This window comes from Psychrobacter sp. 78a-MNA-CIBAN-0178 (assembly GCF_040309625.1).
Classification (GTDB): Bacteria; Pseudomonadota; Gammaproteobacteria; order Pseudomonadales; family Moraxellaceae; genus Psychrobacter; species Psychrobacter okhotskensis.
Genome location: NZ_JBEOOZ010000002.1, coordinates 244,408 through 268,366, shown reverse-complemented (window position 1 = coordinate 268,366; position 23,959 = coordinate 244,408). Strand labels below are relative to the sequence as shown.

Genomic DNA, 23,959 nt, shown 5'->3' with positions numbered 1-23,959 from the left:
ACGGCTTCCTAAAATAAAGAGAGATGACAACTTAGTATTTAGAAGTTATTTTTAAGCTCACGTAACTCAGCAAATACGGTCAAAGACTTATCGTCATCGATATTTACCTTAGACTTAACACCAGCGATCACACTCGATTCTTGCGTACGCAAAAACACATTGATTGCGCGTTCATGCTCTAAAGTGACTGGCAGCGTCGGGATACCTTGAGCGGTTTTTTCTTCTGCTTGAGCCAGCGCTTGCTGCATCGCCGCATTGTCAGGCTCGATAGACAAACCAAAGCGTAAGTTGCTGGCAGTATATTCGTGGGCTGGATACAGCAGCGTATCAGCAGGCAGCTCATTTAAGCGCTTAAAGCTCTCATACAACTGCTCAATCGTGCCAGTGAATACACGCCCACAACCGCCACTAAACAAGGTGTCACCGCAAAAGCAATGCTTCTGTCCATCGATATCCAAGATATATGCTACATGACTGGCAGTATGACCTGAGATATCCCATACTTGGGCAGAGCAGCCCCAAGCACTGACCGTACTGCCGTCTTTAATAGTTTGATCTTCATCGACATTGTGCTCGGTATGCGCAACCAAATGAGTCATTGGATAAGATTCTTGTAGCTCGGCGACGCCTCCGATATGATCATGGTGATGATGTGTGGTCCAGATGGACGTCAGCTCTAAGCCGTTTTCTTCTAAATAGGCGATAACTGGCTCGGCTTGACCCGGATCAATGACAATCGCCTGCTTATTATTTTCATTAATGAGTGTCCAAATATAGTTGTCATTGAACGCTTTAATGGGGTGAATACGAATACTCATATAAAATCCTTAGCAGTGATTGTCTTTATTACTGATGTTTTTTATTAAATTTTAAAAACCAAATGAAACACGATTTTATTTACTGGTTTAAATGATAATTTTTAAATAACTGTTTTAAGCCATTATTTTAAACTATTGCTTTAAGTATAGATTAACGCGAGCTTCTGCTTCTTTATCTGTCCACCAATAATCGATACCGATAGCATTGGTCGGGAGTTTTGCAGTATGACGATATTGATTCCAGTAGGCAACATTGGTGCTAGGTTTGCCGTATAAAGGGACTAAATAATGTCCTGCCCGTAGCAGGCGATCAAGTACGTGCGTATATAAGACGATCTCATCGCGATTTTTAGCGTCGCCCAGTTTTTTAATAACACTGTCAATCGCAGGATTTTTAATACCGATAGTATTATGATTACCTGCTTCATCAGCAGCGGCACTGCCCCAAAAACCCACTTGCTCAGCACCAGGTGATAGACTTTGGGCGAAGACATCGACGACCATATCATAGTCAAAACGGCGTATGCGCTCGTAATATTGCGGCCCATCGACTTGACGTAAGCTCGCATCAAAGCCCAAACGCTTTAGATTACGGATATAAGGCAATAATACACGCCCCATGGTTTCGCCTGTCATCAAAATCTCAATCTGAGCAAGCTTGCCGTTTGGTTGATACAACTTCATATCATCATAATAAAAACCCGCATCTAGTAACAGCTGCCGCGCCTTTAACAATCCTTCACGATTAAATCCGCTACCATCGCTGGTTGGCAATTGCCATTCGTCTAGTACTGCTTGCCGCTGACTCGGTTCAAGTTTGGCGAGCAATGGGCTTAATACCTGCATCTCAGCCGCAGATGGCGTACCAGTTGCAGCAAGCTCTGAGCCATGAAAAAAACTTTGCAAGCGCTCATACTGCCCATGGAATAAAGTTCTGTTCATCCATTCAAAGTCATAAGCCTTGCTCAATGCTTGACGGACGCGAATATCTTGAAAAAGTGGCCGGCGCATATTCATCACCAGACCCTGCATCGGTACTGGATTTTCGCTGCTGATGGTTTCTTTATTAATCAGACCTGCTTTGACGGCTGGGAAATTGTAACCGGTGGCCCAATTAGAGGCTTTGTTTTCCGGACGGAAACGATATTGCCCAGATTTAAAACCCTCAAAAGCAATCTCATCACTTTGATAATAGACGAATTTAATCATATCAAAGTTATAACGACCGCGATTGACCATCAAATCACGGCCCCAATAATTGGGATCACGCACGTAGCTGACCGCACGTCCGGCATCGACACGGCCGAGTTTATAAGGCCCACTACCCATCAATGGCGTCAGGGTAATTTTCTCAAAATCAGTATCAATAGAGGACTTGGCAAAGACAGGAAACTGTCCAACCGTCAATAAAATCTCTTTATTTTCATCAGACTTAAAAACAAACTTTACCCGCTGCTTATCGATAATCTCAACGTCTTTAATATCGCCTAAATAACTGCGGATATACATCGGGCCTTTATTCAATATCGCATCATAAGTGGCTTTGACGTCACTGCTGGTCACCGGCGAGCCATCCCAAAAGCGTGCGGCAGGATTAATATGGTAAATAATCCAACTGGTATCATCAGGATCATACGTGACTTTATTTGCCAGCTGCGGATACATGGTAAAGGCTTCATTGAGTGAGCCTGTCATCAAGGTATCATACAGATAGTCCGTACCAACCATCGCCACACCTGTGGTCATCCATTTATTGGCCGCATTAAAGGTGCCGCGTGCATCCAATGAAAGCGTACCACCTTTGGGCGCCTTTGGATTGGCATAGGGCATGTATGGTACGTCAATATACTCAGTGGTACTATTGTGCCCAAGCGCAGTCGTGGTGATTGGCGCTGCGATACTAACAGGTATCCAGCTGCTAGTCATGACAAGCAAGACGGCTTTTAGTATGGTGTTTTTTAGCATCATGACTATGTAATACCCCTCATAACGACCTTCTACTCTAAACCGACTTGGATAAAAAATGCGCGACTGACGGCAAAATAGGCAATTGAAGAAATTTTATCATAACAAACTTAGGTTTTTTAACCTAATGCTTTGCGGTGTTAAGGATGCTACATAACGCATTATGCTACTTAAAAAAACGCTAATAGACATAAAAAAAGACGCAGCTCTTAAAGTTGCGCCTTTTGTTTCAAAGCCTGTACTAACTTAAGCGTGTTTTTTTTCAAAATCTATCATAAAGTCAACCAACTGCTGTACCCACTCTAATGACACTGCATTGTAAATACTGGCGCGCATACCGCCGACATCGCGGTGACCTTTTAGATTCATGAGGCCCGCCGCCTCTGACTCTTCTAAAAACACTTTATCAAGGCTGCTGTCGGCTAACGTAAACGGCACGTTCATGATAGAGCGATATTTGGGGTCAACGGGATTACTATAGAAGCTGCTGTCATCAATCGTTTTATAGAGTAAATCGGCTTTTTGCTGGTTGATTTTACCAATAGCAGCAACGCCGCCCTGCTCTTCTAACCAATCAAATACTAGTCCTGCTAAATACCAAGAATAGGTCGCTGGCGTGTTTGACATCGACTCTTTTTCAGCTTGGTGTTCATAGTTCATCAGTAGTGGGCACCACTCACTCGCTTTGCCCAATAAATCTTCACGAATAATGACGATAATTAGTCCTGCTGGCCCGATATTTTTTTGCGCACCCGCATAAATCATGCCAAATTTAGAGACATCGATTGGCTGTGACAAAATGCAAGAAGACATATCGGCGATAATTGGTGCATCGACTTGTGGCGGCTCAAAAATCTGCAAACCATGAATGGTCTCATTAGCGCAGTAATGGAAATACGCCGCATCTTCGCTTAGGTTCCAATCGCTTTGGGCTGGCACGTCAGTAAAATTACTGTCTTTACCCGTTGCCACCACATTAACCTCGCCCAAACCCAGTTTGGCATAGCGCTGTGCTTCTTTAACCGCTTTACCAGACCAAGTACCTGTCGTTAAATAATCTGCGCGGCTACCATTTAATAAGTTTAATGGAATCGCTGAAAACTGTAAGCTGGCACCGCCTTGTAAAAACAGCACTTTATAGTTATCTGGAATGTCCATGAGCGAGCGCAATTTGGCTTCCGCTTTTTCAGTAATCGCGATGTACTCTTTACTACGGTGACTCACTTCCATGACCGACATACCGCGTCCCTGCCAATCAAGCAACTCTTCTTGAGCGCGTGATAAGACGGCGGTAGGTATGGTGGCAGGTCCCGCTGAAAAGTTGGGTACACGGTTAGAAGCGGCTTTGGTGGTCATAATCATTATCCTAAATATGATGAAATCATCGTGGTTATTAAAGATTAAATGTTAAAGGTGAATGTTATCGTTATTTTTTAATCTCTGCCGTAGTAGTCGTAATAATAGTAAGTGGTAAGCCTTTAATACTACTTTGATAACTGCTCCCACAGCTGACGTTTAAGGCTACTATCAGCCAGCATCTCATCGAGTGTCGGCACAGTGGTAAAGTTCGGATGCTCAAGACCGTCAGGTAACACTGTCAATGCGGCAACTTTTATCTCTTCGCGACGACCAATTTTAAAGACATATCCTGCAAGGCTGGCATTGGCAAGCTCAGCGGTATCCATACCTTCACAAATAGGAAATGAGGTTGTCTCACAACTGATGGATAGCGCCTGGGTGATATTTTGCCACAGCTTTTGGCTGTCATTATTAAGGGCTTGGATATCAACCAAAATTACCCAATCGCCATAGCGACCACCTTGTAAATCAAATGGTGCTACCTTTTTAAAGCTTTCCTCTTTAAAGCCCTCTTCCTTAAAACCAACGTCTTCAAAGCTCGGAGCGTCGTTTATATTATCAATCGTAGTGTGCTGAACGACCGTATTTACAAGTGAGGTAACGGCCGGCTTGGAGATATCAGGGGCAGTCGAGTCAAAACTATAGATGACGGGGCTTTGTTGGTCAGAAGGACTTAAGCCTGTTTCATTAGCGTCATCATAAGAATGATTAGACTCATCATCTACCATATCTGCTATGGCGACGTTTATAGTATCGATATTTGGGGGTTCAATATTAGAAGATTCAAGGCTTGGCTGTTCGGTACTCGTCGCAGAAGAAGCCGTAGCATTAGATGGAGTGCTGGCATTAGCTAAAGTTGAGTTAGCTACAGTCTGCTCAGGCAGAGCAGGCGCAGAAATATCAGCGATATTCATGGTTTCAGAGCTCGGCTGCACCCACTGATTGATACCCATCATCGCTAAAATCTGGCGCTGCTGCATACGATGTTGCATGACAACTAGCGGGTCTTGGATATCACTCATGCTTATTTACTATCCTACTTGTCTAAAATGGATTTACAGGCTTTTACTATCAAAAGAATACTCAAATGCAATTAATGACACTGCTCAAAAAAGCTGCCGAACGCCTAGCCAATGATTGGCAAGCTCGGTCAAGCAATCATACTCATCTTGACTGACTATCGTATCGTGTAACATCACTGTATGCAACGTGCTTAGCCATTGCCGGTAATCATTATAACCATAAGGTTTATTAGTAGTCGCATTATAATCTATTTGAGCGCCGCCCTGTTGCCTCTGTCGATAATTATCATCACCTTTGGCTTTAGAACCAAACGATTGACTGGCAGGCGCTATAAAAATAGGTGCGGCTGCTATTAATGCTAATAATTGAACGCTATTTAGATTTTGCGCAGTCAATAATAGCCATTGCAAATTTGCCTCACTAGCGGCAGCTAAATCAATATCAATCAAACGTGCATGACGGCGTAAATCTACAAGATAATGAGCAACGCTAGCACTATTATAGCTGAGCACTGAAATAGGTGTTGAGATAGGTACTGAGCTATCTAGTGCGGATATTATTTGCCCTTTAGCATCCTTTGCTAAGCGATACGCCAATAAAGTAAGCATGGTTTTTGCGGCAACATCAAGACCATCAAACACCTGCCCTGATGGGTCAAGCTGAGCATAGATATCATCCGTGCCGGCGTGCAATACTTGCTGCCATTGATAGTATGGATATTGAGGGGGAAGATGCGACTGAACCTGTGTATCGTTTAATACGGCAGACAATACGGGCAACAATTGCTGTAGCTGTAGCGCCTGCCATAACGCTAAAATCGAAGGCGAGCGAGACAATCGAGAGCGCGTATTCTCTAAAGGATTTAATACGGATGTAGATTTATCAATAGAAGCATCATTATTTATATTATCAGCGATATTTTGGCTTAGATCAGCCGTAAGGGAGTTTTCAAACAGCTCAATGATACCTTGCTGATAGCGCACTAGCATCGTCCGACACTTTTTTTTCTGCACATAATATTGATGATCTTGATTACTATGACTGGCTTCATATTTTAAGCGCCATTCATCAATAGCACTTTCTGATAAATCATGCTGGCGTAGTTGCTTTAACGCCAACGCAATCAAAGCGCTGTCTAGACGCCGATCAAGATTTGCTACTGCCGCTAATAATTTATGATCGAGTGTATGCGGTAAAATTTGTGTGTTATTTATATCGACCTTAGTTTTAGTAGCAAAAGCTCTATCGCTATCGAGCCCGAGCCAGATATCAGTTAAGTCATAAGTTGCTGTTGTTGACAGCACATAACCCTGATGACAAAGCAGCACAGCTTCAATCAAAGCTTGCGCCCCTAGCGGGTGATAACTGTGATTGAGCATATACTGCGGTAGCGATACTTTTTGTATATCTTCGATACCAATCAAGGTATCTGATGGCAAATCACTATCAGGTTTGGCTTGCCATGGCTTAAGCAACTGATGCGTACCGACATCTTCTGCTTGCACCTGCAAACGCTCGTCAATAACGACATCTTGCTCTACAAAAAATTCAAGCCCGTTATCGTCCTGCAATTCATTATTTATCTCACTAGTCGAAAAAGTTGCAATTTCTTTTTCGATAGCAGCTTTTTGAATAATATCTTTTTGAATAGCAACTTTTTGAATAGTACCTTCGTCAATAACATCATTGAAGTTACTATTAAGTCTTTTATCAGCCGAATAGCGGTTTTTATCGGTCGCGCTTTTATAAATATCTGACGCTGATTGAACTGCAGATACTCGCGATTGATGTGCATTTTTCTCTTGCTTATTATTGCTTAGGCTATTTACTACTATTACACCCCAATCACCCAAGCGGCGCTGCTCATAAATTTCTTTTATCTTTTGCTGATTGAGACGTTTTTCTTTAGCCACTTGCACGGCGAAATCATGATAAGCATTGGCATTGATGGCACTCATGCGCTCAGCCAAACTTGGATGCGTGGCAAACCACGATACGTCACCCAAATCGGCACCACTACTAGCAAAAAAGAAATGACTTAATCCATTAATATCGGTGATGCCAGTTAAGCGCGAACCAAGCGAGTCTTGATGAATGGCTTTTAGCGTTGCCATAATCGCCGGTGAGCGGGTCAACTGTACGCTGGTCGCATCGGCGAGCAACTCGCGCTCACGGTTAAAGCTGTGTTTAATCAGTTGCGCACTGGCCATACTGGAAAAGCTCAATCCATGGATTAATAATGTCCAAATATTGCGCGGTGCTTGGCTATCGAACTTATTATTATTTTGCAGCCACATCGACTGAGTTTGTGTTGATGATTGCTGGCTTTGTGACTGTTTATTCGACTGAGCTTGCCAATAGCTTACCCATTCACTATGAGTGTTAAAGTTTGCTGTTAACGCTTCAGTGCGACGCGCATGGCTATCAATTGCTCTTTGCGGCAAGGGGTTGTTTTGCTTAACCGCACTATTAATAAAAGAGCCATCAAAATAGTTTTGCTGACTGTTTTTATGACTGCTTTTATAACCAGCACCAAAATTATTAATAGAATCACTCCAATCATAGAGTAATTGCAAACCTGCCAGTATCACCATTAACTGCAAATTAAACGTCGCATCACCATGTAAGATATGACCATACTCATGCCCTATTAGCCCGTATAGCGCTTCATCAGATAGCTTATCAAGCGCGCCTTGGGTGACGACGAGCACCATATCTTGGCTATGGCGACCCGCTACAAAACCATTAATGCCTTGTTCTTCAGGCAGCACATATAGAATAGGCATTCGCAAACCTGAAGCAATAGCTAGCTGCTGGGCAATCTCATAATAACGCCGATAGACAGGCGGGAAATCGCGCTCATCACGCACCGCAATATGGCGGGCACTAAAGCGAACTTTAGATACAGGCTGATGCTGATGGGCAACTCCTTGGCTATGCTCCCAAGCATCTTGGCTGTGGTCGATAAACAATCGCACCGCGCCCACGCGCTTAGCAATCGCTCGACCACCTGCTTTTAGGCGACCATATTCCAAAAAACTACCAATGACAAAGCTACCTAGCGTCCAAACAGCAACCAGTATTAATACCCACTTATAAACGCCACCAGTAAATATCGTCAGCAGTAGCGCCATGATAGCCAGCGCTACTGCCAAATGGGCAAAGACAATGAGAAAAAACAGCCCATAGAGCAATAAGCTGCGCTGAGTACGGCTACGCTGTGCACCAAAAAAATCCATCTATTACTCTTACCTAACCATAACTAAGTGCATTTGACAGTATGTAAATATCAGCCCATATCGACGACAGGTGCTTGAGCAATGAGTTTTCTATCTTCAAATACCAATGGACTAAGTGGACGAAAGCCAAAAGTTGTGCTGACAAGATTATTAGGAAACACTTCGCGATCATTGTTATAAAACATCACGCTATCGTTATAATGCTGACGGGCAAAGCCAATCCGGTTTTCGGTATTGGTCAGCTCATCCATCAACTCCTTAATCAAGCTATCTGCTTTTAGCTCAGGATAAGCCTCCACAACCGCAGAAAATTGCCCCAAGGCTTTCGACAACATACCCTCTGCTTTGGCAAATAGCGCCATATGCTCAAGCGAGTCTGGCTGATGTTTATTAGAGTCTTGCAAGCTTTGGGCGTGATTACGTGCACTAATCACACGAGTCAGCGTCTCTTCTTCATGCGTCAGATAACGCTTGGCGGTTTCGACTAAATTGGGAATCAAATCATGACGCCGCTTTAGCTGCACATCTATCTGTGCAAAGCCATTCTTTGCTTGGTTGCGGGCGCGTACCAATTTGTTAAATATCGAGACGCCACATACCACCACTAGCACCACGAATGCAATGAACAGCCAAACGAACAATTTCATAAAAGAATCCCAAAGTATCTAGAATGTTAATAAAAGTTAATACATTGTATTTTAACCTATCTTAATCAATGAGAAGTTAAAATTTAACGAAATGCGAGCCAAAAAAAGCCCTTTACAATGAAGGGCTTAATATAGCAAATGAGCGTTGTTTATATTTTATTAAGATCGCACTCAAATTTTAGGCAAAAAAAAGCGACTCCAAAAGCACATCCTCGGCACACATCATAACTATTACCGTTGCTACCTTCCGGTCCTGGCGGGATTCATAGAACAATGTTGCGAGGCTACCAATGGAGCCACCAGTTGCAGATTATACAAGAATTTTTTGTGATTACAACCCCAATCGTAAAACTCTTCGTTTAAGAGGCTAAATAATGGCAAAAATTAAGGTAATAAAGGAGATAACCACGTCATTCTTATAACTTAGCCTGTAACTTAAGTGACAAAATTCTCACAGCAACCTCTTTAATTTTTGCTATTTTAGTTGAGGTATGTTGAATAAGAAACGATACAAACAACATACCGTATAAGAATAAGCGTAATCAATACACGACTCATATAACTATCATTTATTAGGAGATCATAATGAAAACCACTCTACTCAATAAAGCGGCTCTGGCTACTGGTACTGCGGCCCTACTGACAGCAATGATGGGCAGCGCTCATGCAGAACCAACAGGCTACGATCAGCTTAGCTTTCAGGCAGAAGTTAAAGAAGAGATTCAAAACGATGAAGTACGAGCCAGCTTGTATAAAAAAGCACAAGCCACCGATGCTAAAACGCTGGCCACCACGCTCAATACCTCTATCAATAATGCGATGAAAATCGCTAAGCGCTACCCTAAGGTGACAGTGACTACGGGACAGCAGCGCACCTATCCACGCTATGATAAAAATGACAAAATCATTGGCTGGACTGGACAAGCAAACATCGATCTTAAAAGTACAGATTTCGCCGCGACTAGCCAGCTTATTGCTGACCTGCAAGAAACCTTGGTCATGGACAATCTCAACTTTGGTGTCTCAGACGTCAAAAAAGATGCATTAGAACAGAAGTTAATGACTGAAGCCTCTCGCGCGTTTCAACAACAAGCTAAAAATCTCACCCGCGCTTGGGATGCTCGCGGTTATCGTGTCGTCACTGTCAACCTAAACACTGGTAGCAACTACCCTCGTCCCATGTATAGCGCAATGAGCATGAAAGCGGCCTCTGCTGATGAATCGGTACCAAGCCAAAGCTTTGAGTCTGGTGAAAGCACCATCTCAGTCACTGCCAATGGCACGATTGAGTTAACCAAATAAGTTAGAAGGATAGATGTAATTAATAGTTTTTAAAAAAAGGGCAGTCACTAAATGTAGCGACTGCCCTTTTTTAACGTCTAAAAACTAAATAGCCTAAAATCAATCCTGCAACTAGCGGCTTTAATAAATCAACTACTTCCACACTTAGTTAGTAAAAGCATTGCTAGTAATAGGTTTACTGCTCTGAGAGTTGGCCTGCTTCCCGTTTTTTTGACGTAATTTTAGCATCACTTTTTGATGAAATGGTAAATTCTGATACGCCAAAAGCTGCTGGGCAATTTTTTTATTGTTTTGCAAGGTGGTATTATTTTGAATCACATAGACAGTCCTTGTGACTTGCTGCAGCGTTTGACCTTTTTCACTTTGAATGACGGCCGTTATCGTATGCGCGCCTGGCAAAGTGTCTATTGTCGCAATCGTTGCATTTAGACCTTGAGCAACTTCGTTACCATCAAAGTAAATACGGACACTAGCGCCTGCTTGCAGCGCGGGCTGAACTTGTAGCGCTACGTTGATACTCTGCGCTGGACGCCGATAAGCGCGTTCTTCGCTCGGTTCAGTGATGGTCAGCTGATAGTTGACCGCTGCCTTAGCTGTTGAGTCATTGGCGGGCGCGGCATTGCTAGCAGTTTGACTACTTTCAGTGCTATTGCTGTTTGAACTATTCGTTTCATTACCGGTTGTCACCGTCGTCTGGCTAATCTCTTTGCCCGCTTGCTGCTCGTAATTTTGTGGACGATCGGTAAAGGTGACTTGACCGGTTTTTTCATCAACCACTTTGTAGATAGGTGCAGCATTCGCTATCGGTGCGTAAAAACTGGCTGCACCCATTAATAAACCAGCCAATACCATTTTATTTTTAATTTGTGCATGGCTGCGTATGGTCATTGCGGTCTGAATAAGTTGTAAACGGTTCAAGAGTGAGTGCATAGTCAGTTAACCTAATAAGTGCGCGTGTTTAATAAATATAATGATACCATTATGGGGTATTTTTGAAGTAATAACAGTAGCGTCTGTTATATTAGATAAATGGAAAGCAAACTCTAATCTAGAATAGTAAATCTACGACAGCAGCACTTTTATGTAGGCATTTATGAGGATATGACTTCTTGACTTAATCCATGTTTACTCTATTGACGATATATTCCAAGTGTCTAATAGTCGCCAAATGGCAGCATCAATCGCTTGGGCTTGAGCAAGGTTCTTGCGGTCAGCATACCAGTTAACTTTTACGCCGTTATAAATGGACTCTCTATATTCAACAAACATTGGAACTTGCTTAGTTATTGGAATATAAATTTCATAGCCTGAAATGAGTGAGTTTTCAGATTGACCAAAACATTTTTTATGATTATATTCGCCTTTTTCTCCCTTAAACCGATAACAAGTCACTCCATTGTTAGTTTCTGTAGAATCAGCGTCTAACTCTAACATTGAGTAATTATCGAAGGACTGCTTGGTATTTCCCCCTAGAGAATAATTATTTACGATAACTTTCACCTGATCGGGGTGATCTAACGTTTCATCAGACACAACACTCCTATCCGATGCCTGTACCCATGAGCCATTAAGCATCAGATTAAACTCTAGTGCTTGCCCTGGCATAATTGGTGTTACTGGCATGGCAAGTGTTTCTTCCTTGCTAATAGTGTCGAATGCTTTAGGCTGATAATCAATCGGGAACTGACCGAGATAATGCTCTGCATGTGGACGATAGAACTCTGATTCTCCTCGTTTAGAATGATTTTCAAGCGAATGAGTTCGCCTCTCCCCTATTTCTGCTTTGATAATCATCTCACCCCATAGTAACCAAGTGACGATGTCGCCCTCTTTATAAGGATCTTGCTTTTTTTCTTGTTGCATACAGCCTATTTGAAATAGTGACAAGGTGATTACTAAGAAAAGGCTTAAGGTTGAGCGTTTCATGGCATTGCCTGCTGTTATCATTATTATGGCTGGCTATGAAAAACTGAGCATTGCAACTCACTGTCCGCACCGTCCTGTAGAAACTGAAACCGTGGGCTTAAATCCTAAAAAAATTCATCAGTAAGAAACGGTATCGCGAGTAAAAATGTAACGAGCACTTATTATCAAGCATTCATCATCAGCCTCTCATTCTAGAACAATTGTTGGTTTGAATGCCATAAAAAAAACCAGCCAAGATTTACTTGACTGATTTTTTAATTAGAAACTCAAACTTTTAACGATGGATTAGCAGCTATAGTACAAGTCAAACTCTACTGGATGTACCGTCACATTGACACGCTGCACTTCTTCTTCTTTCAGGGCAATAAATGCTTCTAGCATGTCTTGGGTGAACACATCGCCTTTTAACAAGAATTCATGGTCATCACGTAATGCTTGCAGCGCTACTTCTAAGCTCTCAGCAACCGTTGGAATTTGTGCTTCTTCTTCTGGTGGTAAGTCATATAAGTTTTTGTCAGCGGCTTCGCCTGGATGCATCTTGTTCTGAATACCATCAAGGCCTGCCATCAATAGCGCAGCAAACGCTAAGTATGGGTTGGCGGCTGGATCAGGGAAGCGCGCTTCGACACGGACGGCTTTCGGGCTACTAACATGCGGAATACGAATAGACGCTGAGCGGTTAGACGCTGAGTACGCAAGCTTGATAGGTGCTTCGTAATGCGGTACTAGACGCTTATAGCTGTTGGTCGATGGGTTGGTAATCGCATTCAAAGCGCGGGCATGTTTGATGACGCCGCCGATGAAATATAGTGCCGTTTCAGACAGACCAGCATACTCATCGCCTGAGAAGGTATTGACACCATCCTTTGAGATTGACATATGCACGTGCATGCCCGAACCATTGTCGCCAACGATTGGTTTTGGCATAAAGGTCGCGGTTTTGCCAAACTGATGCGCAACGTTATGAACCACGTATTTTAACTGTTGTACTTCATCCGCTTTTTTGACAAGCGTATTAAACGCGACGCCAATCTCTGACTGACAAGGTGCCACTTCATGATGATGCACCTCGATACAGCCTTCGCCGATGATTTCTTCGATACGTTCGCACATCACCGCACGCATATCGTGTGAGCTATCGATTGGTGGTACTGGGAAATACGCCCCTTTAACACGTGGACGGTGTCCCATGTTGCCCCACTCATAGTCATTATTGGTTGACCATGCAGCTTCTTCCGCGACGATTTTATGGCTAACCCCTGACATCTCAATCGACCATTTTACTTCATCGAATACAAAGAATTCTGGCTCAGGACCAAAATAAGCCGTATCACCGATACCAGTAGACTTTAAGTACTCTTCTGCACGGCGGGCGATAGAGCGTGGGTCACGGTCATAGCCTTGTAGCGTAGAGGGTTCAATGATGTCACAAGTCACCACAACGGTCACGGCATCAAAAAACGGATCCAAAAAAGCGGTCTCAGGATCAGGACGCAAGATCATATCTGACGCTTCAATGCCTTTCCAGCCAGCGATAGATGAACCATCGAACATTTTACCGTCTTCCATGACTTCTTCGTCTACACTATGCGCTGGAAAACTGATGTGCTGCTCTTTACCACGGGTATCGGTAAAGCGAAAATCGACCCATTTGGCATTAGAGGATTTGATAAGATCTAGTAGTTTGTTCGACATGAATAATCTCCGTTATGGTTATGACGTTATTACGATTTAAAGTAATAAATTAAAAAATTACGATTTAAAGTAATGAATGAAAACTTTTTAAAATATGGGACTGGCTTTTGGATCTACATAGCGGCTTTGTAGCGCCTGCAAGTTCATGTTTATCAACACTCGTGACACTATCCGTCAGTGTGCGCAGCTATCATTGGGCTAAAATTACTGGTCTAAAATCATTGGCCCAAAATAGTCATCAGCCAAATGCAGACTGACCCCATTTTAGCAACATCTGACTCATAATGCTGAACTCTTCAATTGCTTATTAACAATTATTTTTAGAGTAACCAATATCCAATATCTAATAATATTGATAACACTAATGGTGCAACTGCTGTGCCAAGTTACCTTGCTAAATATAATATTTAGTACTAACAACCTAATTATTGGCAATAATTTCAGTAATTTATAATAGTAATTTAACTATATTAAGAGGTAACTGAGCCATTATTTTTATGGACAACATTTAAGAGTAGTATATATAAGCGCATATTCGCACTGTATTAGTGCAGTAGCAAGTGCACCAATGATTAACATTGCATTTTTATGGTGCATTTTAATTTTTTGGCTCTTTGAAACGCTAGGCCATGTCCTACATTTTATAGACCACAAAATAGTGGTAAGATGATGTCCTTTACAATAACTAGCCAGTAAAGCAAGCCGCTTTTATGTTGAGTTCAATGCATAAATAATAAGAGCAAATTTACCTTTTGAAAAATAAAATCAATGAGTTGACTACACAATGATTCTAATGATCGATAATTACGACAGCTTTACGTACAATATCGTACAGTACTTCGGTGAGTTGCAGCAGGACATCACGGTATGGCGTAACGATCAGATGACCATTGAGCAGATTCAAACCTTGGCTCCCGATGCCATCGTCATTGGTCCAGGGCCTTGCGATCCAGACCGTGCCGGCATTTCTTTAGACGTTATCGAAACTTTTAAGGGTATTATCCCTATATTGGGCATCTGTCTCGGGCATCAGGCGATTGGACAAGCATTCGGTGGACAGGTGGTCAAAGCTGGCGAAGTGATGCACGGGCGCTTATCCGCCGTTTACCACAATGGTAAGGGCATATTTGCTAACTTACCTAGCTCCTCAAAATTCACGCGTTACCATTCGCTGGTCGTCGACAAAACCAGTCTACCCGACTGTCTAGAGTTGACCGCATGGACGCAGCACGCCGATGGTAGTATTGAGGAAATCATGGGCATACGTCATCGCACATTGGCCATTGAAGGCGTACAGTTCCATCCTGAGTCCATCTTGAGCGAAGCCGGTTATCAGCTACTCAATAACTTTTTGCAAACTCATAATCTGGCAGTATCAGCCTCAAAGGCATTGCCACAAGTCGGTTAATGTTACTAAAAATGCATGATTGATAATAAAAATTCTGACCACCCTATACACCAATATAAATAATATAAAGCGAGAGCCTAATGAGTACTGTAAAGATAGAGGACACCCACACCGCAGATAATATTGCCCAACTATCGGACGAAGGCATCCATAAGCTACTAACGACGGCTTTGGGTCGAATTTTTCAGCATATTGATTTGACCTTTGATGAGATGTATCAAGTCATGCTGATTATCATGCAAGGCAGATGTAGCGATGCGATGATGGGCGCTATTTTGACTGGTTTACGTATGAAAGGTGAATCCATCGACGAGATTACGGCATCAGCCAGTGCCATGCGCGCTTTGGCTGCGAATATCGAACCTAAGAACTGTGCTCATTTAGTCGATATCGTCGGTACGGGCGGTGATGGTGCGAATTTATTCAACGTCTCTACAGCGTCGGCGTTTGTGGTGGCAGCGGCAGGCGCTCAAGTTGCTAAGCATGGTAATCGCGGCGTCTCTACCAGATCCGGTAGCTCAGATTTGTTGGAGCAAGCGGGTATTAGTCTGTCGCTCACACCTGAGCAAGCAAAAGACTGCATCGAAAATCAAGGCGTTGGCTTTTTGTTTGCGCCCAATCATCACAGCGCGATGCGTTATGCCAATCCAGTCCGTCGTGAGCTCAAATCGCGCACTATCTTTAATATCTTAGGGCCATTAACCAACCCTGCTGGCACGCCCAATTTGGTCATTGGCGTCTTTACTGCTCAGCTGTGTGAGCCAATCGCCAAAGTGATGAAAAATCTAGGCGCACGTCATGTCATGGTCGTCGGTGCAAAGGATGGCTTAGATGAGATCAGCCTCGCCACTTCGACCACAGTAGCTGAATTAAAAGAGGGTGAAATCTCTGTCTATGAGATGATGCCAGAGGATGCGGGTATCGAATCACAAACGCTGATTGGGCTTGATGTAGATTCTCCAGAACAAAGCCTTGAGCTAATACGCGCCGCTTTATCAGGTGAAGAGACTCATGATCGCGCGGTCCTAAAAGCTCGTGATATGATTGCCCTAAATGCAGGTGCGGCGATATATACCGCAGGACTTGCCAGCAATTATCCTAATGGTGTCAGCCGTGCTCAACAAGTCATCCAAAATGGCGATGCGTTAATCAAGCTTGAGTCTTTAGCCAAATATACTCAGCAGCTAGCGGCTAGCTCTTAACGGATACATCCGTGTTAACGAGATGCAAAAATAGCCATTGTTGCTTATTTATTTACCTTTAACAATATTCGGATACCAGTATGAACACAACCAATACAGATATTCCTTCGGTATTACAGCGCATCGTCGCCACCAAAGTAGAAGAAGTAAAAGCCGCTCGCGATGTGCTATCTCTTGAAGCGTTAAAAGCGCAAGTAGCGACTGATAAAAAATCACGTCGAGGTTTTGCCGCTGCTCTAAGAGCTGTGGGAGCTGTAGGAGTTACCGCTGCTAAAGACAATGGTATCGGTATCATCGCTGAGATTAAAAAAGCCTCTCCCTCTAAAGGCGTTATCAATCATAACTTCGCGCCTGCGTTGTTTGCCAAACAATACGAGCAAGCTGGCGCGAGCTGTTTGTCTGTATTGACGGATCGCGATTATTTCCAAGGCGATGACAGCTACCTGATTCAAGCTGCCAATGCCGCAAGCCTACCGATACTGCGCAAAGACTTTATGATTGATGAGTATCAAATTTACCAATCATATCTCATGGGTGCCGACTGTATATTATTAATCATGGCTTGTCTGGATGATACTCAAGTACAAAAACTACATGCGCTCAGTATCGAGCTGGGCATGGATGTATTGATTGAGGTCCATACCAAAGCTGAGCTTGAACGCGCATTAAAACTGCCACGCTCCGAGCATAATATCTATGGTATCAATAACCGTGATTTGAATACTTTTGATGTCGATCTACAAACCACGCTTGATCTAAAAAATATTTTAATCGAAGCATTGGCGGATGACGCTAATAGCGCAGCCACAGCACAGAAACCGCTTATCGTCACCGAAAGCGGTATCCATAGCAGCGATGATATTCGTTTGATGCTCAATAACGATATTCAGCACTTTTTGATCGGTGAGCAATTTATGAAAACGGATCACCCCGGACAAGCGTTACAATCCTTACTTGCGGGCGTCGCAGCAGACGGGTAAAGTGGCTTCAGTCTTCTGAACAGTTTAAATCAATCAATCATTCCTTCATTAACCAACGATACGTTAACTTTTATGTCAAATTCTCTATTTTCAAAAGAAATGCAAGACCAGCTCAAAGAGCTCAAAGGACAACTGAGCAAAGGTCGCGATACCAATTCGCCTGATGGTGACAATGGCAAGCCCACAGAACCTGTCTCGCTACTTACCCAAAAGCAGGTCAAAAAAACGGTCAAACAATTAGACAGTGAGCATATCGATGATGATAAAGTTCTCTTTATGCAAGCGATGCATGGTGTAGATCAGCTAGAGGACAAAAATGTCCGCTCCCCTGCCAATGCCGCAAAAGTGCGCAAACCTGACGCCGCGACTCTGTCGAAACGTGCCGCTGCGCAAGGCAGTGAAACGAGTGACTTGGGTGCAGGCTTATCAGATATGCAAGCGCTACTCAACCCCGTCGCTGGCGAAGCGTATTTGTCTTATAAGCAGCCAACGCTGCAAAATAAGGTTTTTACCCAGCTAAAACAGGGCAAGCTGCGTTGGTATGACGCAGTAGACATCCATGGCTGTACCATTGACGAAGCGCGCGCGGCTATGACTCAACTATTGAGCCAAGCGAAACAGAACAACGAAACCATGGTAAAAATCGTTCATGGTAAAGGTTCTGAGGCTATTTTAAAAACCTGCGTCAACGGTTGGCTACGTCAATTGCCAGAAGTATTGGCATTTTGCTCTGCGCCGCCCAAAGATGGTGGCAATGGCGCTGTATTGGTACTGCTTAAAAAGCCTAAAACTGATAGCGAATAAGCTGCTCGGTTAAAGAAAAAAAAGGACTGCATCTATGCAGTCCTTTTTGTTATGCTCATCATCGAAGCAACTGTTTGCATCTATAGTCCAAACATCCTAAAAACGCGATGCTGTTGCTGATATCAATTTTTTGTCGCCTCTATCAGCAGTGCGTCATCTATCGATATTACTTTTCACTCACTATAGCTTTAGCGGTATCTAAATCAATGAGGATAAGATATTTATGAGTCTACAAACTATTGAAAATGCTAAAGCATTAGAAGAGCATATCATCGCCTTGATTGCCATCGAACCGAGATTTGCACCTGTTTATGAGCAAGTTGGCGTGCCCAGTCTCAGGCACAATGCCGGTGGCTTTGAGCAATTAATGAGAGCGATGGTTGGGCAACAGCTATCGGTAGCCGCAGCGGCTAGCATTTGGCAACGAGTTGTTGCGGCAGGTTTGACCACCCCTAAAGCCATTAGCGAAGCGACGGATGAAACATTGCGCGCTCAAGGACTATCTAAGCAAAAGATACGTTATGTCCGCTCACTAGTAGACCATAACATAGACTTTGCGGCGCTAGTAAGGATGGCAAATGCAGAGGTTATAAACACTCTGACAGCAGTCACTGGTATTGGGCGCTGGACGGCTGAGATGTATCTACTATTTTCTTTAAAACGCGCAGATGTATTGGCAGTCGACGATTTGGCGATTAAAGTCGCAGCGATGGAGTTACTAGGTCTAGCAGAGCGTCCGACCCCAAAACAGCTAAACCACTTGACCGAAAGTTGGTCGCCACATCGTAGCGCCGCCAGTCTGCTGCTATGGTCGTACTATGGCTTGTTACGCGATAAAACTGCCGTACCATTATAACTGGATAACTGGCAGCCCCTTTATAGCTATCAAACAAAAAAAACAAAGGGATGGCCAACGACCGTCGCCCTCATTTCACCCGCTACCGCCTGCTTAAAAGTCAGTTCTGCAAAGCCATTTTCACAAAGTCGATTCACCATAAATACTATGGCTGGTTCCAAATAGAGAAACCAAATTTTCTTTTGGAATGCTTAAACTTACGTTTTGCAAACGCATAAGTATGAATTTTACGGGCTTTTTTTGACTGAGCTTTTTTAGCCTTTTCTTTCTGTTTGTCAGCGACTTTGTCGTTGTTCGCACTGCTGGCATCTTTGCTGCTATTTTTACTGACGTTGATAGATTTATGCTCGCTATCACTAGCAGTACTATTATCCGCATTGTTATCAATATTAGCGTCGTCATCATCACTAAGATTATCATTGCTATTGTGATAAGCATTGTCATCATTCGGCGTATTTGCAACAGAGTCGAGCGCAGTATTATTATCACGACCATTATCCATATGATGCTCAAGCTCCGCTTGATTGACAATCAACTGTTGGGTTGGTAGCGCATGCTCGACCTTATATTTTGCCACTTGATTGAGCACATCAACGAATACCACATTTTGCTTGTCATAAAACTCCATGACGTCGTTAGCATTAATATAAGCTTGTAACTGAATCACATAACAGTCTTGACGCAGCTCTAAAATATTGACTTGATTCCATTCATTATTGGTCAAATAATGCTCATTTAAAAACTCGTCTAAGTCTTTGACCATTTTGAAGACCACGTCAATATCGGCAGTACGCTTGAGATATAACTGATGAAAGAAGCGAAACATATCACGCGAGGTAAAGTTCTCGATTTGCATGGACGAGAAGTCACCATTGGGGACAGTGACAATCGTGCGAGTCAAGGTGCGTACACGTGATGAGCGAATACCGATATCGATGACCGTACCTTCATAAGTGCCAAACTTACAGTAGTCGCCGATACGTACGGGCGAATCCGCCACGACGACCACGCTTCCCACGAGGTTCTCGATGGTTTTTTGCGCACCAAGTGCTAAAGCCAAACCACCGACACCTAAGGCTGCGATACCTGTTGTCAAATCAAAGCCTAAATTACCAAAAATGACGATCACAGCAAATATCAGTAGTAAGGCCTTAACAACTTTTCGCATCAACCCTAATATCGAAACCCGTTCAGTATGGTTTTTCTTATAGCTTAAGTTAACAGCACGCGTGAAAATCGCATCGATGACACGCAATAATAACCACGTTATAGCGAGCCACGATGCAATCTCGGTAAAGCGATTGACCGGCTCACGCAGCGTCACTGACACCCCAGAATAGACCATCACCTCAGACAATATCAGCGCCATAATCACTACCGCAAGGGGCAAGATAACCTTGTCCGGCACTGGTAATGCCACACCGCGCACGCGTGGATAAACGAGCTTTAACAAATGATACAGCAGCCATACCATGACGTAGGTCAATAAAAAACTGCTCACAGTCATGGCCAAGGCGGCGAACAGATCCACCAATTGATAGCCGAAAAGCTTTTTACCTTCTAGCGAGTCGATCGTATAACGAGATACCAAGGTAGGATCGGTGTTTTCTAGAACTTCTGGTATTGAGCTGAGCGTTTCGGTAGAAAACTGCCAGTATTGCTCACCTTGCTTTGAGACGACGCGCTCAAGCAATAACGGCACGCTTTTATCACCGATACTGATGTTACCCACATTTTCTTGGCTGGGCGGTAGTTGGTCGGCTAAATTGCCTTCGAGCGTATTATTAATCTGCAAATCAGCTGAAAAGCGTCCACCCGCGTCAAGCGCTTGCTTAAATTGACGCACAGCAGTCGTTGGATTGTCTGATTTTGACAAATTAAGATAATTGCTCGCCAGCAAATAATCATTTTCGCCAAGCGCACTAATGAATCCTTGCACCGTATGCCGCGGGGTATCTCGTCCGAACGAATCAGGTAGCGGCTCGCTGGTACTAGCAGCCTCACTAGTTCCGCCAATTCCCAATACACTGGCCTCAGCAGCAAGGGCAGCATTTGGCAGTATCAGGCTAAATAATAAAGTCAGCAATAAGCTCAGCACAATCAGTGTTCTTGATAATGATGCCGTTAAAGACAAAGGTAAGCTAGCAGGACTCATACGACGCTTAGTAGACAAAACAAACCTCTTAATTTATAGATAAAATATTTATAAATATCAACAGTGATACATAAAAAATAGCTGAAACAGCCAATAATGAATATGACCTGCTGCCATGATAGCAATTATAACTAACGGTCGTGTTTTTGATTACATATTTTTATGCCGACTGATGTGTCTAATGATAGGTCAGTACTGAGTATGAACACAGTAATCAGAGAACAAATGCCTTGTATAGTGCACGAGGATGACTTAATAATCTACTATCATGAAACTGGCTCAGCTTAGCGTGAATAAATATTGGCTAAAAGTGGTTTATAAAGCAGGCATATTTATAGATAATGAGCGTTGTTTAACTTGTCTACTGTTTTTTGTAAACTTTACCTTCTTAACCTTTGCTCATGTAACCTTGGAAATCATTATGTTGTTAACACGTTCTTCTTCGTCTACTTATTTACGCTGCTGTATTTTAAGTGCGCTTGGTGTATTTGCCGTAAATACAGCCATGGCTGTCACACCAGCTGACACTGACTTAGAAACAGTCAATGATAGTGAATTACCACAAGTTGAGCTTGATAAAATTGTGGTGACCGCCACACGTACGCCTACTAAAACGAGTAACGTCATTGCTCAAACTCGGATCATTGATAGTGAAGAGCTACAACGTTATCAAGGTCAGACAGTTACTGATGTATTAAAGAATCAGCCTGGTATTAATATTACGCAAAGTGGCGGTATGGGCACAGCCAGTAATTTTTATATGCGCGGGTTTGATAGCAAGCAAGTCTTGGTGATTATCGATGGGATACGCTATGGTTCTATCTCTTTAGGTAGCCCTTCTCTAAATTTATTATCAGCAGATCAAATTGATCGCATTGAAATTTTATACGGCGCCTCAGGTTCTAGTATTTATGGTTCTGACGCCATGGGCGGTGTCATTCAGATCTTTACCAAGGGCAACAATGTAGAACAGTCTAATATTTCGACTAGCGTGGGTTACGGCAGTAATAATCACTACCAAGTAGGCGTCACAGGTCAGCTTAAAAACGATACTTCGTCGTTAAGCTTAGGCGTCAGTCGCAATGAAACAGACGGATTTAGCGCGATTGCTAATAGTGATTCTTTTGATTATAACGCCGATGATGATGGCTTTGAGTCTACCAATGCCAGTTTGGCGTTACAGCATAAGCTCTCGGACTCTCTAAGCGCAGGACTCAGTGCTTTATATTCTGACTCTACCACTGATATTGACTCAGCAGGAAACGCGTTTCCGAATGCTTATTCAGATCAAAAAAACGGCAGTGCCAATGCTTATCTTCAATATCAAACGCCTTTGACAGTCAGTAAACTTAGTTACGGTCAAAGTATCGATAAATCTACTTCTCATGATGCCAACTCTATTAATTATCAAGAAGGCAGTCAATTTGATACTACCCAAGAGCAGGCGCGCTTAGAGACCAGTATCAACGCGCAACCTGGTACCGTTATCATCGGGGCAGAATGGTTGTCACAAAAATTAGACGCATCAGATGTTTTAGATTTTTCAGGTTATCCTAATCCTGCTGTGCAAACTCCTTATGACCCTGACGACAGAACGGTCAAAAGTGCCTTTGTTGGTTATCAGCTTGCAGACACTTATTACGACCTGCAAGCCAACTACCGTGTAGATGATAACTCCCAGTATGGTAACGAGAGCACTTACAATTTAGGAGCGGCTATACGTCCGTTGGCTGGCATGCGAATTGGTGCAAACTATGCGACTGGATTTCGCGCACCGACCTTCAATGATTTGTATTTCCCAGGCTATGAAAACCCTGACTTAAAGCCTGAAAGAACTGAAAATACTGAGGTATTCGTTGAATATGCTAATGATGCTCAGACGTCGCGCTTGACCGGTTATTACACCGATGCAGAAGACCTGATTGCAAATGGTAACAACATCAATGAAGCAAAAATCAAAGGAGTAAGTTTAACCTCGGATTGGAATATGAACGCCTTTATATTTGGCTTAGGTTATGACTACTTAGATGCGAAGAACAAAACCGCAAACAGTACTAACTATGATCAACAACTTGCCTACCGTCCTAAAAATAGCGGTTTGATTTATATCGGTTATCAACAGCCTATGTTTGATGTTCGCCTCGAAGCCAAACATACGGATGATAGAATCACGGCCGAAAACAATAAACTTGATAGTTACACGCTGCTTAATTTGAGTGGCGCTGTTTATATTAATCCTAATCTTCGCGCCAACTTGCGGGTAGATAATATCACTGATGAAGACTATACGCTTTCAAGCCAATTTGGTAACGTCTATGCCACTGAAGGTACCAGTTATTTCGGCTCACTTACCTATAACTGGTTTTAAGCTTACTTAGTCCAAAATAAAAACTATATTAATAATAAAAAAGGTCATCCATTAGATGGCCTTTTTTATGGCTGTTATTTGCGAAACATACTTCTATATATCATGGACACTTACTATTTATATCAGCCAATGGGTGACAAATTAACCGCCATCTATTACAATAATCACCCTCCGAGAGGTGTTGCACCATATGAATTGATGCTTGCGTTTGC

The 23,959-nt window shown here is 43.0% G+C and carries 18 protein-coding genes and 1 other RNA gene; 8 read left to right on the top strand and 11 right to left on the bottom strand.

Translation table 11 applies throughout. The features are described 5' to 3' along the window. Window positions 1-38: 38 nt before the first annotated feature. From gloB to ffs, 7 genes are all read right to left on the bottom strand, one after another. Entirely contained in the window at window positions 39-818 is a 780-nt protein-coding gene (gloB, locus tag AAEY80_RS02865; RefSeq protein WP_201578035.1) for a hydroxyacylglutathione hydrolase, read from the bottom strand. A gap of 132 nt (window positions 819-950) precedes the next feature. Next, complete coding sequence (locus tag AAEY80_RS02860) at window positions 951-2,783, bottom strand: extracellular solute-binding protein (protein ID WP_201578049.1); 1,833 nt, start codon at window positions 2,781-2,783, stop codon at window positions 951-953. Between the two features lie 246 nt (window positions 2,784-3,029). Beyond that, complete coding sequence (gene serC, locus AAEY80_RS02855) at window positions 3,030-4,139, bottom strand: 3-phosphoserine/phosphohydroxythreonine transaminase (RefSeq protein WP_201616151.1); 1,110 nt, start codon at window positions 4,137-4,139, stop codon at window positions 3,030-3,032. 128 nt (window positions 4,140-4,267) lie between these two features. Further along, window positions 4,268-5,164 carry a hypothetical protein gene (locus tag AAEY80_RS02850; protein ID WP_350587856.1) on the bottom strand — a complete coding sequence of 299 codons (897 nt, stop codon included), beginning with the start codon at window positions 5,162-5,164 and terminating at the stop codon, window positions 4,268-4,270. Between the two features lie 84 nt (window positions 5,165-5,248). Next, complete coding sequence (locus tag AAEY80_RS02845; RefSeq protein WP_350587855.1) at window positions 5,249-8,404, bottom strand: M48 family metalloprotease; 3,156 nt, start codon at window positions 8,402-8,404, stop codon at window positions 5,249-5,251. A 50-nt stretch (window positions 8,405-8,454) separates the two neighbouring features. Beyond that, window positions 8,455-9,051 (bottom strand): LemA family protein, encoded by a 597-nt coding sequence (locus AAEY80_RS02840; RefSeq protein WP_025651180.1) that lies wholly within the window; start codon window positions 9,049-9,051, stop codon window positions 8,455-8,457. Window positions 9,052-9,247: 196 nt separating this feature from the next. Then, window positions 9,248-9,344, bottom strand: an RNA gene (gene ffs / locus AAEY80_RS02835) — signal recognition particle sRNA small type. A gap of 292 nt (window positions 9,345-9,636) precedes the next feature. On the opposite strand from ffs, the gene AAEY80_RS02830 reads away from it, so the two are divergent. After that, on the top strand, window positions 9,637-10,353 hold the full coding sequence (locus tag AAEY80_RS02830) for an SIMPL domain-containing protein (RefSeq protein ID WP_350587854.1): 717 nt from the start codon (window positions 9,637-9,639) through the stop codon (window positions 10,351-10,353). Window positions 10,354-10,497: 144 nt separating this feature from the next. On the opposite strand, the gene AAEY80_RS02825 is transcribed toward AAEY80_RS02830, so the two are convergent. Next, entirely contained in the window at window positions 10,498-11,283 is a 786-nt protein-coding gene (locus tag AAEY80_RS02825) for a DUF4124 domain-containing protein (protein WP_350587853.1), read from the bottom strand. Between the two features lie 195 nt (window positions 11,284-11,478). Then, window positions 11,479-12,279, bottom strand: coding sequence for a hypothetical protein (locus tag AAEY80_RS02820; RefSeq protein ID WP_350587852.1), 801 nt, complete (start codon window positions 12,277-12,279; stop codon window positions 11,479-11,481). Between AAEY80_RS02820 and AAEY80_RS02815 the strand changes: the two genes are divergently transcribed. Then, window positions 12,278-12,403 (top strand): hypothetical protein, encoded by a 126-nt coding sequence (locus tag AAEY80_RS02815; protein ID WP_265088246.1) that lies wholly within the window; start codon window positions 12,278-12,280, stop codon window positions 12,401-12,403. The two genes, AAEY80_RS02820 and AAEY80_RS02815, sit on opposite strands and share 2 nt — an antisense overlap. Window positions 12,404-12,564: 161 nt before the next feature. Here AAEY80_RS02815 and glnA read toward each other — a convergent pair whose 3' ends face one another. Further along, the gene (gene glnA, locus AAEY80_RS02810) at window positions 12,565-13,974 is read right to left on the bottom strand and encodes a type I glutamate--ammonia ligase (RefSeq protein ID WP_025651184.1); all 1,410 of its coding nucleotides are present in this window, start codon (window positions 13,972-13,974) and stop codon (window positions 12,565-12,567) included. Window positions 13,975-14,758: 784 nt separating this feature from the next. Here glnA and AAEY80_RS02805 point away from each other — a divergent pair. From AAEY80_RS02805 to AAEY80_RS02785, 5 genes are all read left to right on the top strand, one after another. Continuing rightward, the gene (locus tag AAEY80_RS02805; protein WP_101212615.1) at window positions 14,759-15,382 is read left to right on the top strand and encodes an anthranilate synthase component II; all 624 of its coding nucleotides are present in this window, start codon (window positions 14,759-14,761) and stop codon (window positions 15,380-15,382) included. An 80-nt stretch (window positions 15,383-15,462) separates the two neighbouring features. Beyond that, window positions 15,463-16,584 carry an anthranilate phosphoribosyltransferase gene (trpD, locus tag AAEY80_RS02800; protein WP_101212616.1) on the top strand — a complete coding sequence of 374 codons (1,122 nt, stop codon included), beginning with the start codon at window positions 15,463-15,465 and terminating at the stop codon, window positions 16,582-16,584. Window positions 16,585-16,664: 80 nt separating this feature from the next. Next, the gene (trpC, locus tag AAEY80_RS02795) at window positions 16,665-17,564 is read left to right on the top strand and encodes an indole-3-glycerol phosphate synthase TrpC (protein WP_101212618.1); all 900 of its coding nucleotides are present in this window, start codon (window positions 16,665-16,667) and stop codon (window positions 17,562-17,564) included. 72 nt (window positions 17,565-17,636) lie between these two features. Continuing rightward, window positions 17,637-18,368: a Smr/MutS family protein gene (locus tag AAEY80_RS02790; protein ID WP_025651188.1), complete on the top strand. Its 732-nt coding sequence runs from the start codon at window positions 17,637-17,639 to the stop codon at window positions 18,366-18,368. A gap of 223 nt (window positions 18,369-18,591) precedes the next feature. Continuing rightward, the gene (locus AAEY80_RS02785; protein WP_101212619.1) at window positions 18,592-19,224 is read left to right on the top strand and encodes a DNA-3-methyladenine glycosylase family protein; all 633 of its coding nucleotides are present in this window, start codon (window positions 18,592-18,594) and stop codon (window positions 19,222-19,224) included. 145 nt (window positions 19,225-19,369) lie between these two features. Here AAEY80_RS02785 and AAEY80_RS02780 read toward each other — a convergent pair whose 3' ends face one another. Continuing rightward, a complete protein-coding gene (locus AAEY80_RS02780) occupies window positions 19,370-21,379 on the bottom strand; it encodes a mechanosensitive ion channel family protein (RefSeq protein WP_413786529.1) in 2,010 nt (669 codons plus the stop codon). A 421-nt stretch (window positions 21,380-21,800) separates the two neighbouring features. On the opposite strand from AAEY80_RS02780, the gene AAEY80_RS02775 reads away from it, so the two are divergent. After that, on the top strand, window positions 21,801-23,747 hold the full coding sequence (locus tag AAEY80_RS02775) for a TonB-dependent receptor (RefSeq protein ID WP_227687633.1): 1,947 nt from the start codon (window positions 21,801-21,803) through the stop codon (window positions 23,745-23,747). Window positions 23,748-23,959: the final 212 nt, after the last annotated feature.

Bases quoted from the DNA above. Each gene is read 5' to 3' on its own strand.
- gloB (WP_201578035.1), bottom strand. From the start codon at position 818: ATGAGTATTCGTATTCACCCCATTAAAGCGTTCAATGACAACTATATT.
- AAEY80_RS02860 (WP_201578049.1), bottom strand. From the start codon at position 2,783: ATGCTAAAAAACACCATACTAAAAGCCGTCTTGCTTGTCATGACTAGC.
- serC (WP_201616151.1), bottom strand. From the start codon at position 4,139: ATGACCACCAAAGCCGCTTCTAACCGTGTACCCAACTTTTCAGCGGGA.
- AAEY80_RS02850 (WP_350587856.1), bottom strand. From the start codon at position 5,164: ATGAGTGATATCCAAGACCCGCTAGTTGTCATGCAACATCGTATGCAG.
- AAEY80_RS02845 (WP_350587855.1), bottom strand. From the start codon at position 8,404: ATGGATTTTTTTGGTGCACAGCGTAGCCGTACTCAGCGCAGCTTATTG.
- AAEY80_RS02840 (WP_025651180.1), bottom strand. From the start codon at position 9,051: ATGAAATTGTTCGTTTGGCTGTTCATTGCATTCGTGGTGCTAGTGGTG.
- AAEY80_RS02830 (WP_350587854.1), top strand. From the start codon at position 9,637: ATGAAAACCACTCTACTCAATAAAGCGGCTCTGGCTACTGGTACTGCG.
- AAEY80_RS02825 (WP_350587853.1), bottom strand. From the start codon at position 11,283: ATGCACTCACTCTTGAACCGTTTACAACTTATTCAGACCGCAATGACC.
- AAEY80_RS02815 (WP_265088246.1), top strand. From the start codon at position 12,278: ATGGCATTGCCTGCTGTTATCATTATTATGGCTGGCTATGAAAAACTG.
- AAEY80_RS02820 (WP_350587852.1), bottom strand. From the start codon at position 12,279: ATGAAACGCTCAACCTTAAGCCTTTTCTTAGTAATCACCTTGTCACTA.
- glnA (WP_025651184.1), bottom strand. From the start codon at position 13,974: ATGTCGAACAAACTACTAGATCTTATCAAATCCTCTAATGCCAAATGG.
- AAEY80_RS02805 (WP_101212615.1), top strand. From the start codon at position 14,759: ATGATTCTAATGATCGATAATTACGACAGCTTTACGTACAATATCGTA.
- trpD (WP_101212616.1), top strand. From the start codon at position 15,463: ATGAGTACTGTAAAGATAGAGGACACCCACACCGCAGATAATATTGCC.
- trpC (WP_101212618.1), top strand. From the start codon at position 16,665: ATGAACACAACCAATACAGATATTCCTTCGGTATTACAGCGCATCGTC.
- AAEY80_RS02790 (WP_025651188.1), top strand. From the start codon at position 17,637: ATGTCAAATTCTCTATTTTCAAAAGAAATGCAAGACCAGCTCAAAGAG.
- AAEY80_RS02785 (WP_101212619.1), top strand. From the start codon at position 18,592: ATGAGTCTACAAACTATTGAAAATGCTAAAGCATTAGAAGAGCATATC.
- AAEY80_RS02780 (WP_413786529.1), bottom strand. From the start codon at position 21,379: ATGAGTCCTGCTAGCTTACCTTTGTCTTTAACGGCATCATTATCAAGA.
- AAEY80_RS02775 (WP_227687633.1), top strand. From the start codon at position 21,801: ATGTTGTTAACACGTTCTTCTTCGTCTACTTATTTACGCTGCTGTATT.